The 13,294-nt window shown below is 61.6% G+C and carries 7 protein-coding genes; 2 read left to right on the top strand and 5 right to left on the bottom strand.

The features are described from left to right. Positions 1–15: 15 nt before the first annotated feature. The 4 genes from CVS28_RS00765 to trhO form a co-directional block, all read right to left on the bottom strand. Positions 16–3,528 (bottom strand): family 20 glycosylhydrolase, encoded by a 3,513-nt coding sequence (locus CVS28_RS00765; RefSeq protein ID WP_165788019.1) that lies wholly within the window; start codon positions 3,526–3,528, stop codon positions 16–18. Positions 3,529–3,802: 274 nt separating this feature from the next. Continuing rightward, entirely contained in the window at positions 3,803–6,577 is a 2,775-nt protein-coding gene (gene topA / locus CVS28_RS00760) for a type I DNA topoisomerase (RefSeq protein WP_103463860.1), read from the bottom strand. A 312-nt stretch (positions 6,578–6,889) separates the two neighbouring features. Further along, complete coding sequence (locus tag CVS28_RS00755; RefSeq protein ID WP_103480318.1) at positions 6,890–8,527, bottom strand: DUF7059 domain-containing protein; 1,638 nt, start codon at positions 8,525–8,527, stop codon at positions 6,890–6,892. A 44-nt stretch (positions 8,528–8,571) separates the two neighbouring features. Next, positions 8,572–9,465 carry an oxygen-dependent tRNA uridine(34) hydroxylase TrhO gene (gene trhO / locus CVS28_RS00750; RefSeq protein ID WP_103463858.1) on the bottom strand — a complete coding sequence of 298 codons (894 nt, stop codon included), beginning with the start codon at positions 9,463–9,465 and terminating at the stop codon, positions 8,572–8,574. 76 nt (positions 9,466–9,541) lie between these two features. On the opposite strand from trhO, the gene CVS28_RS00745 reads away from it, so the two are divergent. After that, positions 9,542–10,258: a GNAT family N-acetyltransferase gene (locus CVS28_RS00745; protein WP_103463857.1), complete on the top strand. Its 717-nt coding sequence runs from the start codon at positions 9,542–9,544 to the stop codon at positions 10,256–10,258. A 73-nt stretch (positions 10,259–10,331) separates the two neighbouring features. Here the strand turns inward: CVS28_RS00745 and CVS28_RS00740 are convergent, their stop codons facing one another. Next, entirely contained in the window at positions 10,332–10,745 is a 414-nt protein-coding gene (locus CVS28_RS00740) for a phage holin family protein (RefSeq protein ID WP_103463856.1), read from the bottom strand. Between the two features lie 208 nt (positions 10,746–10,953). Between CVS28_RS00740 and CVS28_RS00735 the strand changes: the two genes are divergently transcribed. Continuing rightward, positions 10,954–13,281, top strand: coding sequence for a DEAD/DEAH box helicase (locus CVS28_RS00735; RefSeq protein WP_103463855.1), 2,328 nt, complete (start codon positions 10,954–10,956; stop codon positions 13,279–13,281). Positions 13,282–13,294: the final 13 nt, after the last annotated feature.

Raw genomic sequence — 13,294 nt, 5'->3', positions numbered from 1 at the left:
TAGGTGCTGCGCGGTTTACTTATGCATTCCCGCACGGCGTCGGTTGCTCATGAGAACAACTGCACCAAGCAGAGCCATCAGTGCAGCGCCGCCCCACAAAGCTGTGGCGCGGGTGCCTGTGTTGGCCAGACCGTCCTTGGTAGAGTCCGACGACGTTGCAGCGGCGGAACTCGTTGCCCCACCAGTGGCGGTGGTTGCTGCGGCGCTGGCCAGGACAGTGAAGACTGCCTCAACCACACGCTTGGACGTTTCGCCGCTGAGCGTAACCGTGTGCTCGCCCACAGTGAAGTTGGCTGGCACATTCCAGGTGAAGGAAACGTTGCCGCTGGCATCAGCCACGCTCACACCCAGATCCACGGGATCGCTGTGAACGGTTCCGCTGACTTTCTCGCCGGGCAGGAAGCCTGAACCGGTGAAGGTTAGCGCCTGGCCCTGCTGAACATCGTCTGCCTCAACAGAGGCCGGCGGAGCCGTGGTGGCAGGAGCCGTGGTGGCAGGTGCCGTTGTCGCCGGAGCCGTCGTGGCTGGAGCCGTCGTGGCTGGAGCGGTCGTGGCTGGAGCCGTTGTTGCCGGAGCCGTCGTGGCTGGAGCCGTTGTTGCCGGCGCAGTGGTGGCCGGCGCCGTCGTAGCCGGAGCCGTCGTAGCCGGAGCCGTTGTCGCCGGAGCGGTCGTGGCGGGAGCCGTTGTCGCCGGAGCGGTCGTGGCGGGAGCCGTTGTCGCCGGAGCGGTGGTGGGAACCACAGTCGAGTCAGCCGCGTCAACAGTCAACTCAGCCAGGGAGGTCCACGGCTGGCCCGACTGCTCGGACAGGGCCTTGACGGTCACGAACTGGCCCTTGGCGGGAGCAGCCAAAAGGACTGTCTGCATGGTGGAGACATTTGCGAAGGTTCCCGAGGCAACCTTTGTTCCCACTTCAGCCGCGGTATTGCTGACGTAGATCTCGTAGTCCTTGATGCGGCCGTTGATGGCGCCCGAGGATGTGCCCTGGCGTGGCAGTGCGTTGATGGCGCAAATGCTCATCTCCTTGCCAAGGTCGACCTTGATGGTGTGCGGCAAGGGCGCGTTGGAAGGCGTCCAGGCTGTTCCCCAGAAGGTGTTGGGGTTGCCGTCAATGGCGTTGGAACCGGGGGTGATTTCGCCTCCGGCGTTGTTGAAGTTGTCAACCACTGCACCAACGGGGCGCAGAGGGGCAGCCGAGCAGGTCAGCAAGCCTGAGGCGCTTGAGTTGCTGACGCGTGATTCAGCACCAACCTTGTAGGTCGTGGATGCGGAGACAGTAAAGTTTCCAAAGGCTGTTCCTGCCGACGGCGTTGCCGTGAACGTTGCCGTTTTAGCAGTTCCGGCGGCAACATCGCCCACGGGGAACGACGCCGGGGAAATGGTCCAGCCAGCAAGAGGCGCCGGGGTGACAACGGCAGCTGTGATGTTGGTGGCTGTCCGGTTGTCCACAGCAACTGTGATGGTGGCAGGCGATCCGGCCACTGCGCGGGCCGGAGCCGTGACGGTGGTGGAGACTTCGCCTGTCAGCGTGAAGACGCTGGCTGCGAGGACGTCGGCGGCCTGCTGTGTCAGTGCTCCTGCTGCATTGACGCTCAGCGGCATCTGGGTGATGGCGTTGCGGATCTTGTAACCGTTGCCAACCTTGATGACTTCCCACTTTTGCAGGTTGTTCACGTTGCGGTTAGCCGTGGTGCAGTCGGACAACGACGGCGCCAGGTCCTGCTGCATGGGGGCTCCGAGCCAGAGCACCCCGCCAGCCATGGCTAGGCACTTGCCGTTGGACGCTGTCAGCTTGTAGTAGTGGTCAGTGGTTGCTTCAAGCATCCAGGTCTCACCGGCTGCGGTAGCTACGCTCACGCCTGCTCCGCTGACGTTGACTGACTTGCCGGCTGTGGAAAGCGTGTATCCGCCGTTGCCTACGGGAGTCCTGTCATAGCTGTCATAGCCGGGTACACGACCCAGGTTGTTGGTCAGCGTGCTGAACTTGGCGAAGTCGGCTGTGGGCTTGGGGCCGCCCCACGTGGCCTGGGCCAGGAAGCGGGTGGTGGCGAAGAGCTGCTCTTCAACCATGGATTCGGTGGCAGCGGCTGTGTCATCGGGCCAGGCTGTAAGTTTGGCGCCAATGACCTTGCCCTTGCCGGGAACGTCGGTCACAGTGGTGCCGCCGTCGAAGGTCTTAGGGGTCCAGCCTGAGTTCCACAGGTTGGACAGATTCACGTTGTAGGCGCCGGGGCGGTTGAAGTAGAGTGCCTGGGCGGAGTTTTGCACATCATGGCCGGCATCGAGCAGGGCTTGGGGCTTGGGGGTGCCACCGGCGTTGTACCAGTGCTCCACCACAATGTCCTTATCCAGCGGGATGGTGCTGGACGCCGGGACGCCGTCATTCCAAATGCGCAGCTTCTTGCCCTGGGCCTTGACGTGGGCGTTGACCTTGTTCATGAACCAGATGAACACGTCTCCGGGTCCTGAACCGGCCGGGAAGATTGCAGGGTTGGCTGCAACGAAGGCCGCAAACTGCGGATAGTTGGCGTAGCTGTCGCCCATCATGTATTCGTCGCCACCCATGTGCCAGTAAGGCTGATCCGGGAACGCTGCAGCGTACTCGTCGGCCAGCTTGGTGACCATGGTGAAGGCCTCGGGCTTGCTGATGTCGAGCTGGTTTTCCTTCTTGTTCCCGCCATTGTTGACCAGCTGCAGCTCGGGGTAGTTGTAGAGCCACGGACGCATGTGCCCGGGAGAGTTCACTTCAAGAACCAACTCAATGTGATACTTTTTGGCCCACGCGGAAATCTGCGCAGCCTCGGCCTTGGTGTAGTAGGACCAGAAGTTCGCCTTGGGGTAGGCGTCGGACTTGAGCTTGGTTTCCAGCCACAATTGGTTCAGCTTGTTGTAGGCCATGTCCTTCATGGTGCGTTCCAACGACTCCATGGAGATGTTCATCTGGCAGGCGCACAGGCCAACGCCGCGTTCGGCGTACTGCGGGACATCAATGGAGCTGCCCTTGTTGACAGTATTGCCCTGGGTCAGCAGCTGCAGGATGGTCTGGGCGCCGTAAAAGGCGCCCGCGGCCTTGGCCCCGGTGACCTTGATGGTGTTGCCCACCGTGAGCTCGTAGCCTTCTTCACCCAGCACCGCACTGCGGTTGGCATCCACGGCGACTTCAATATCACCGGCAATGGCTCCGGTGGTGCCCGTTGTGACGGTGCGCCCCAGCACGGCCGTGAGCTGCGCGGCAAGTTCGCCCGTCAGCGTGGCGTCGGCACCGATCACCTTGGCACCGGCCCCCAAGGTGAACTGGCCGGTGGCGGATGTCCAGGTGGTCAGTCCGGGGATGGTTTGCGGCGCTCCGGCCGGTGTCAGCGGGACTGCTCCGGACGGTGCAGCAACTGCCAGCACGGCCGGGGCAAGTGCGGGCGCAACAACTGCGTTGGCGCCTGGCAATGCTACGGCGGCGGAAGCTAGGGTCAGTGCGGCCGCGGTTAGCGCGGCAACAACGGCTCTACGGCCGGTACGATGGCGAATTTTCATATCTCCCCGTGAAAGCTGGAATGGTCTTGGTGGGCAGCAACGCCATGCCGTGAAGCTCACCACCACATGATGTGATGGGGCGCACAGTGAATGGGCTACGTGAGCTATGTTACGGGTCTCATTGGCGAAAATCCATATGTTACCGATCTCATTTCTAGGCATTCGCACATTTTCAAACATTTTCGAAAGTGTAGCGTCACCGTATGCACCTCGACAAACGCCAACAGCCCCAAACACCGGGTGGTGTTCGGGGCTGTTGAATGGTGCGGTATAGCTACTTTTTAGCGGGCGCCTTTTTCTTGGCCGGTGCTTTCGCCGCAGGCTTCTTGGCAGGCGCCTTGGCGGTTCGCTTGACGGGCCCGCGCTCACGCTTGTCGGCGAGCAGCTCAATGGCGGTTTCCCGGGTCAACTGCTCCACCTCAGTTCCACGCGGAACAGTGATGTTGGTGACACCGTCAGTGATGTAGGGGCCAAAGCGGCCTTCCTTGACCACAATGTTCTTCCCGGAGACGGGGTCCTCACCAAACTCAGCGAGCGGCGGTACGGCCGTGCGGGCGCCACGCTGCTTGGGCTGAGAGTAAATTTCCAGCGCCTGCTCCGGCGTGATGGTGAAAATTTCTTCCTCAGTACCGATGGAACGGGAGTCCGAACCCTTCTTCAGGTAAGGGCCAAATCGGCCGTTCTGAACCGTAATCTCAACACCCTCGGCGTCGGTGCCCAGCACGCGAGGCAGGCTCATGATGGCCAGCGCCTCATCCAGCGTGACAGTGTCCACAGTCATGGTCTTGAACAAGGAACCGGTGCGCGGCTTGGCCTTGACGGGCTTCTTTGGCGGCTTCGGCTTGCCGTTCTTGTAGTACTCGATCGGCTGGTTGGCGATCTGCTCTTCGGTCATTTCCGGGATGACTTCGGTGACGTACGCGCCGTAGCGGCCGTTCTTGGAAACCACTGTGTGACCGCTGGTGGGGTCAACACCCAGTACGCGTTCCTCGGGTGCTGCTGTGTCCATGAGTTCCTGCGCCTTGGCGGGCGTTAGCTCGTCGGGAGCCAAGTCCTCGGGGACGTTGGCGCGGGCTGCCTCAATAATTTCCCCGGTCTTGGGATCCACAGTGGGAACTGTGCTCTCCAAGTACGGACCAAACTTGCCAACGCGCAGCACCAACGTGTCGGTGATGGGCATCGAGTTGATCTCGCGGGCATCAATCTCGCCCAGGTTGTTCACAATGCTCTGCAGGCCTGCGTCGTGGTCGTCGCCGAAGTAGAAGCGCTTGAGCCACTCCGAACCCTTGTCCTGACCATTGGCGATCTTATCCAGACCCGTTTCCATGCCGGCCGTGAACTCATAGTCCACGTAGTCGGTGAAGTGCAGTTCCAGCAGGCGCACCACGGAGAACGCAATCCAGCTCGGAACCAGGGCCGAGCCCTGTTTGCGGACGTAGCCGCGGTCCATGATGGTGGACAAGGTGGAGGCGTACGTGGACGGGCGGCCAATGTCGCGCTCTTCCATTTCCTTGGTCAGGGACGCTTCGGTGAAACGCGGCGGCGGGGAGGTGTCGTGGCCGTTGGCCGTGACGTCCGCGGCGCTCAGGGCATCGTTTTCCTTGACGTTAGGCAGGCGGCGGTCCGAGTCATCGGAGTCGTTGCGGGACTCATCCCGGCCTTCCTCATACGCGGCCAGGAAGCCCCGAAAGGTGATGACGGTACCGGAGGCCGAGAATTCGGCGTCTTGGCCGTCAGCGGCGCCACCAACAGCCTTGGCGCCCAATTTGATGGTGGCAGTGGAACCCTTGGCGTCAGCCATCTGGGAGGCGACAGTTCGCTTCCAGATCAGTTCGTACAGCTTGAATTCGTCGCCGCGCAGTGCGCTGGCCACCTGTGCTGGGGTGCGGAAGGAGTCACCGGCGGGGCGGATGGCCTCGTGGGCTTCCTGGGCGTTGGAGCTCTTATTGGCGTAAACGCGCTTGGCCGCGGGCACAAATTCGGGGCCGTACAGCTCCGAGGCCTGGCGCCGGGCTGCGTTGACGGCTTCATCGCTCAGCGAGGATGAATCGGTACGCATATACGTGATGTAACCGTTTTCGTACAGTCGCTGGGCGGTTGACATGGTCGATTTGGAGGAGAAGCGCAGCTTTCGGCCGGCTTCCTGCTGAAGGGTCGACGTCGTAAACGGCGGGGCGGGGCGGCGCGTATACGGCTTGTGCTCCACCGAGCGGACGGCAAATGCCACGTCCTGCAAAGCGGTGGCGAGGGCTTTGGCAGCAATCTCGTCCAGGTGAGTGACATTCTTGCCGGTCAGCTCGCCCTTGTCGTTGAAGTCGCGGCCCGAGGCCACACGGCGGCCATCCACGGCAGCCAACTTGGCGCTGAAGGTTTCGCCCGTTTCAGGGGTAAAAGTCCCGGCCAGGTCCCAGTAGTTGGCCGAACGGAACGCCATGCGCTCACGCTCACGCTCCACCACCATGCGGGTCACCACTGACTGCACACGGCCGGCGGAAAGCTTCGGGGCAACCTTGCGCCACAGCACCGGGGACAGCTCGTAACCAAACAAGCGGTCCACCACGCGGCGGGTTTCCTGGGCGTCCACCAGGTCGGTGTCCAGTTCGCGCAAGTTGCCCAGGGCACGCTGGAGCGATTCCTTGGTGATTTCAGCAAACGTCATACGGTACACGGGCACCTTGGGCTTGAGCACCTCAAGCAGGTGCCACGCGATGGCCTCGCCCTCGCGATCCCCATCAGTTGCGAGGTAAAGTTCATCGGCGTCCTTGAGCTGCGCCTTGAGCTCGGCCACCTTCTTCTTCTTATCCGAAGAGATGACGTAGTAAGGCTTGAAATCGTTCTCAAGATCGACGGCGAACTTGCCGATCGAGGACTTCTTCAGTTCCGCCGGAAGCTCCGAAGGCTGCGGCAAGTCACGGATATGACCGATGGAAGCTTCGACGACGAAACCCTCACCAAGGTACTTGGCGATGGTCTTGCTTTTGGCAGGGGACTCTACGATTACGAGCTTTTTGCCAGTCTTGGGCTTGCTTGCTGCTGCCTTGGTGGGCACGGTACTCCTACAGGGAAGGAAAGGGGGACGAACGGCGTCCTCAAGAGCCTAGTTCACCATATTTTTACCGTGAACGCGTATTGCTTGGGAAACTGAGTCCGAAATTTGTTGCCCGACCGCAGCCACCGTTCTTCCCCTGGCAAGGGCAATCGGAGCGGGCTTGTAGGACCTCTGGCCCCAAGATTCTGCCGCAGCGAAGGGCCGCGCCTCAGCGAGCGGGCGGCCCAGCAGCGCCGCCCGCCACGGTTCACTGGTGCCCAGAATCACGGCGCTGTACCGCCGACTCAGCCGAGAGGGGTAGGCCGGGGCACATTAGGCAGGCAGGAGGAATCCGTCCCGGACCAGATTGCGGACATCGTGGCTGAGGCCGCGGGCAAATTCCTCGTCGTCGCGTTCCAGCAGCACAGCGAGGGCGCCGACAATTTGCCCAACGCTCAGATCGCCGTCGCACGCCGAGACAAACCCCGCCAATTCGGTGCTCATGAGGTTGGTGCGGCGCAAGCCGGCACCCTGGCGCAGCAAGATCACGCCGGGGTGTTCGGCGCCGGGCTTTTGGTGGCGTTCCTCCGTGACATCCTCGGCCACCAAGAGATACTCATTGCCAATGTCCGGATGCTGCGCCAACCACTGCTGGCGGTCCAGGGCTGCGGCCAGATGCGGCCCCACGGGCTGTTCAATCGGGTACAGAATTTCTTCACAGCGGGTTTCCGCTGTGGACTCCGCAGCTGCCTCTTCGATTGCCGGCCGGCGCAGCAAGATGTAGCCGAAGCCGATCCCCGTGACGTTGCGGGAGGCGAAATCGAGCAGGTACTCCTCATAAGCGTCGGCGTAGGCCTGCGAATCGCGGCCCTGTGAGGCGTCCTGCAACCAGGTTTCGGCGTAGCCGCCGGGGCTGATTTGTTCACGCTGAATGAACCAGGCCTCTGTGCCCGGTGCCAGCCACTGCGCAGGGCGGGCCGACCACGCTGCCCCCGCTCCGCCGTCGGAGGACTCCTGCGCCACGATCTCCCAATTGCCCAGCATCTGCGCCATGCCGCCGGGATTAAGGACGGTGGGCAGCTCCCGGACCAATGTTTCAACAATGGCGTCGCCAGCCATCCCGCCGTCGCGATAGGTGAACTGATCACTGCTGTTTTCACCTCCGTGCCTCGGGGTAATGACGAACGGCGGGTTGGAAACCACCAGGTCAAAACGCTCACCGGCCACAGGGTCCAGCAGACTGCCCAAGCGCAAGGAGACACGCGCCTGCTTGTTGTCCGGGTCAAAATCGGCGCTGGTCAGCCCAAGCGCCGGCGCGTTCAGGACCAGGTTAAAGCGGGTGAAGGCCAGGGCCCGTTCTGAAATGTCAGTCGCCACAACAGTTTTAGCGTGATGCAGCAGGTGGAAAAGTTGGATGCCGCAGCCCGTCCCCAGATCCAATGCCCGCTCCACCTCACGGCGGATGGTGCCCTGGGCCAGGGTGAGGGACGCCTGGCCGATACCCAAAACGTGGTCCTTGCGCAAAACGCCGGGACGCTGGTGGGCGCCAAGATCGCTGGCCACCCACAGATTGGTGTCCTGCCCGCCCTCTGTCGCTGCGGGCCAACCATAGGGGCGCAGATCAACGGCTGCACGCACCATCGCCTGATCGTGCGCTGACTCCACCAATCCCAATGCGGCCAAGGAGTCAACATCAATGCTGGGAAGGGCCTGCGTCAGCGCCTCCGGCGAAACACTCTGGGCCAGCAGCCACAGCCGGACCACCACGGCCAGTGGCTCGGCGCTGGTGCGCAGCAGCAGCGCCGCCGGCACCGTCTGGTCGCGCCCCAGCGCTTGATGGGCGTCCTCGCCCAGAAGCGCCGCCACACCATCCACGGTGTAGTCAACGGCCAGGAGGTCACGGGCCAAAGCTTCAAGGAGAGCGTCTTTGTCGCTGCGAGGGGCGTCGGGGACGGTGGCGAAATCAGTCATGTACCCAGCTTAACGAGTCCCGGACGGCCCGCCGGTCGAGCTTGTTAGTCGGTGCAGCCCTGCGGGCATTGCAGGGTGTCCGGGGCGCTGGCGCAGTCGGCACAGTAAAGATTGAGGTTGCGGCAGCTGGGGTTTGAGCAGTTTTCAAACTTGTTGCTGGGGTTGTTGCAACGAATACAGTGGCCGATTTCCTTGGCCTCGTCGCTGAATTCCATGTGCATGCGCTTGTCGAATACGTAGAGCGAACCCTCCCACAGGCCCTTGTCCTTGAAGGTTTCCCCGTAGCGGACAATGCCGCCATCCATCTGGTAAACCTCTTTGAAGCCGCGGTTGACCATGAGGGAGCTGAGCACTTCGCAGCGGATGCCGCCGGTGCAGTACGTGACCACGGGTTTGTCCTTGAGGTCGTCGTACTTGCCGGAGTCCAGTTCCTTGATGAAGTCGTGGGTGGTGTCGACGTCGGGGACTATTGCGTTCTTGAATTTGCCGATTTGGGCTTCAAAGGCGTTGCGTCCGTCAAAGAACACCACTTCTTCACCCTTGGACTCTTTGTCCGCAACGAGTTCGTGCAGCTCCTCGGGCTTGAGATGGGTGCCACCACCCACCACACCGTTTTCATCGACCTTGAGTTCACCGGGGGCGCCAAAACTGACTATTTCCTCGCGTGCTTTTACGCTCAGGCGGGGGAAGTCGTCTCCCGCGCCGTCGGACCATTTGATGTCCATGTTCCTGAATCCGGGGTACTCACGGGTGGTTTTCAGGTACTGCTTGAGGTCGTTGATGTCTCCTCCAACAGTGGCGTTAATGCCGTCCTTGGAGATGATGATCCGGCCCTTGAGGCTGAGCTTTTCGCACAGGGCACGCTGCCAGAGCTTGATGGCCTCTGGATCGCTAAGAGGGGTAAAGCCGTAAAAGAGCACAATCTTGTTCATTGACACATGTTAAATCCTACTTTGTGCCACCAAATGGCCCCGATTAAGCGTCACACCCGGGCCGCGGGCATAGGCTGTTCATATGACGGATGGTGCCACGGAACTGCAGCGACATTTGGCTGCATGGTTTACCGCTTGGACGTCCCTGCGCAGCTACCCGGCGAGTGCTGGACCAGGCTACTTGGCAGCGTTGCGGCTGGACCGCAAGGGCGGCTGGGAGTACTTCGTTGCCGCCCCCGATCCTGCTTCATTCGCCACCGTTGCCGCTGAAGTTATCAGGTCTCCCCGGCGGGCCCTGTGCATCATTGGCAGTGATGTGCACGGCTATGTAAAACAAGCCCATCGGGCCGGTTTGGGGATGATTTCCAACTCGGAAAAGTTGATGATCCTGGCCATGGAAACCCAGGACAATCAGGATCCCTTCCTCGGGGACCCCGAGTTGTCACTTGTGGTCAAGAAAATTGGTGGCAAACACAGCGATACGGCATGCCAAGCCCGTTTTTCCGCAGCGATTCTTCGTGGGCAAACCATTCTGGCCACCGGGAAGGTGGGTATTTTTGGCGACTATGCCGTTTTTGATCAGCTGGAAACTCATGCACTGCACCGGCGCCGCGGCTACGGCATGTTGCTTATCAGGACGCTGGCCGCCAGGGCCCAGGAGTATCCGGTCACCACGGGGCTGATACTGGCCAGTACCGACGGGCAGCGGCTGTATTACAAGCTCGGTTGGCGCAGCCTGGGCTCCGTGACGGTTCTGGTGCCCAAGGCGCGCCTGCTGGAGATGGCAGCCAGTGCTTAGCCCGCGTGCCCCGGGCTGAGCGCGGAGCTGAGACTTGGTTGTTCAGCGCCCCCTTTGAGGGGGCGCGCTTGCCTTAGGGCCGAACCAGTGGAGCTGTTGTCCTTGCAGCACGCCCGGCCAGCCGCTTCTTCAAAAAGATCAAGGGCAAGAAGATCGCACCCAGGGTGGTGGTTACCCAGACCAAAAGGGCCGCCATGATCCAGGTGGTAAATCCACTGATGTGCAGCCCGCCAGGGAACATCTGCGCCAACAACAGGGCCACCAAGGTTGAAATCAGGCCAATTCCGCCCAGTGCGGCAGGGACGTAGCGGTTGGTCATGCGGGCAATGAAGGGCGTCAGGATGGACTGGGCCAAGGCAAAAACCACCACTGCCACAAGGAATCCGCTCCATTCAAGGCCAAAATCGGGCAGCAGCCAGGCCGCAACCAAGAGGCCCAGTGCTGAGGTGCCCACGTAAATTGCTGCTCGAATCAGGAAGATGATCATGAGCGTAATTATAGGAACAGGAATTCGCCGTGGACATGACATTTGCTCTTCAACGCATCGATTGTTACCACATGACCTAGCTGGCCATGCGGGCATGACCCTGCCGGAGTCTCATCCGGCATGTCCTGCCCGCATCATGGCGCGGCCACCCGGCAGCATGGCCAACCCATCAACGAGGCACACTGGCCAGCGGTGGCACAATGATGAAGTGTCAACCAACAATTCGCTGATCTCGCTTCTGGGCCGGGGAACCAACCCGCCCCAACTGCAGCATGTGCGCAGGATCCCGGCCCGGCAAGCCGTCAACGAGCCATGGCCGGAATGGGTCCACCCCGACCTGGTCAGCGCATACTCATTGCTGGGTGTTGCCCAGCCGTGGCGCCACCAAGTTCAGGGAGCCAACGCAGCCCATGACGGCCAGCACACTGTTATTGCCACCGGCACTGCCTCAGGAAAATCCCTGGCCTACCAGCTGCCCGCCTTAGACGCTGTCCACAGGGCACAGTTGAGGGTGAACGCAAACCCAGGCCTGTTGGAGACCGAGGGTGCCGTGGCGCTGTACCTGTCACCGACCAAGGCTCTCGCAGCCGACCAGCTGGCGGCACTGACCTCGCTGCACCTGCCCACCCTCCGTGCAGCGACGTACGACGGCGACACGGCCCCGGCCGACAGGCGCTGGATACGCGATCACAGCAATTTCATCTTGTGCAACCCTGACATGCTCCATTTTGGTGTGTTGCCCAACCACACCTGGTGGGCCCGCTTCTTCAAGCGCCTGCAGTTCGTCATCATCGATGAGGCCCATAGCTATCGAGGCGTTTTTGGCTCCCATGTTGCGGTATTGCTGCGGCGGTTGCGCCGCATCTGCGCCCATTATGGGTCCTCCCCCACTTTCATTGGCGCCTCAGCCACCTCGGCTGATCCCGGCACCTCTTTTGCCCGCCTCATTGGCGCCCCTGTCACGACCGTCACCGAAGACTGCTCACCGCACGGAGCCACCACTGTGGCCCTGTGGGAGCCGGAGCTGACTGATTTTGCCGGCGAAAACGGGGCCAAGTCCCGGCGTACAGCCATTGCCGAAACATCGGATTTGCTGGCCAACCTTGTCTCCTCACACGTGCGCACCATCGCCTTCATCAAGTCGCGGCGGGGCGCCGAAACAATCTCCACGGTGACCAAACGGCTCCTGGACGACGTGGACGTCAGCCTCCCCTCTCGTGTTGCCGCCTACCGATCCGGCTACCTTCCGGAGGAACGCAGGGAGCTGGAAAAGGCCTTGCGCGCCGGAGATCTGCTGGGAATTTCGAGCACCTCGGCCTTGGAACTGGGCATTGACATCTCCGGTTTGGACGCTGTTTTGGTGGCCGGCTGGCCGGGCACCCGGGCGTCGTTCTTTCAACAAATCGGCCGAGCGGGAAGGGCGGGCCAGGACGCGCTGGCAGCCTTCGTGGCCAGCGACGACCCCTTGGACACCTTCCTGGTGCACCACCCCGAGGCCATTTTTGACAGGGCGGTGGAGGCCACCGTCTTTGACCCGTCCAACCCGTATGTGCTTGGCCCGCATCTGTGTGCGGCGGCTGCCGAGCTACCCATCACACACCAAGATTTGGCCATTTTCGATGCCAGCACCCCAGCATTGCTTGACCAGCTGGTGGCTCAGGGATATTTGCGCAAGCGCCCTGCCGGCTGGTTCTGGACGCATCCCCAAAGCGCTGCCGCCATGGTGAGTCTTCGTGACGACGGCGGTGGCCCCATCAACATCATTGAGGCTGACACTGGCGCCCTGCTGGGCACCATGGGTTCACCGCAGTCCCACTACCAAGCACACACCGGCGCCGTGTACGTCCATCAAGGGACAAATTACGTTGTTCTTGAACTCAACGAGGCCGAGCACTGCGCACTTGTCCGCCGGGGCACCCCCGACTTTTACACCACGGCCAGGGACGTCACCCAGATTGAGGTGCTCGAATCAAGCAAACATGAGCTGTGGGGGCCCGTCGAGATGCACTTTGGCTCTGTCCAGGTGCGCACCCAAGTGGTTTCCTTTCAACGCAAGGCGCTCATCTCCAACGAGGTTCTGGGTGAAGAACCCCTCGAACTGGAGGCACGGGACCTTTTCACCAAAGCCGTCTGGTTTACCCTGGATAACGCCACCATGCTTGCCGGCGGACTTGTGGAACCGCAATTTCCGGGTGCCCTGCATGCTGCTGAACACGCGGCGATAGGCCTGCTGCCGCTGGTTGCCTCCAGTGACAGATGGGATGTGGGTGGGGTATCCACAGCCATGCACGCCGACACCGGTCAACCAACAATCTTTGTCTATGACGGGCATCCCGGCGGGGCCGGCTTCGCCGAACGCGGCTTCGATATGGCGCGGATTTGGCTGCGGGCCACGATGGAAGCAATTCAGGCTTGCGAATGCCCCTCCGGTTGCCCGTCCTGTGTGCAATCCCCGAAGTGCGGCAACAAAAACAATCCCTTGGACAAAGCCGGTGCCGTTTCGCTGCTCAAGGTCATTCTCAACAACGCTCCTTAGCGGATCCTCATCC

The organism is Arthrobacter glacialis (assembly GCF_002909415.1).
In the GTDB taxonomy this organism is placed as follows: Bacteria; Actinomycetota; Actinomycetes; order Actinomycetales; family Micrococcaceae; genus Specibacter; species Specibacter glacialis.
This window is presented reverse-complemented; position numbering and strand designations above follow the sequence as displayed.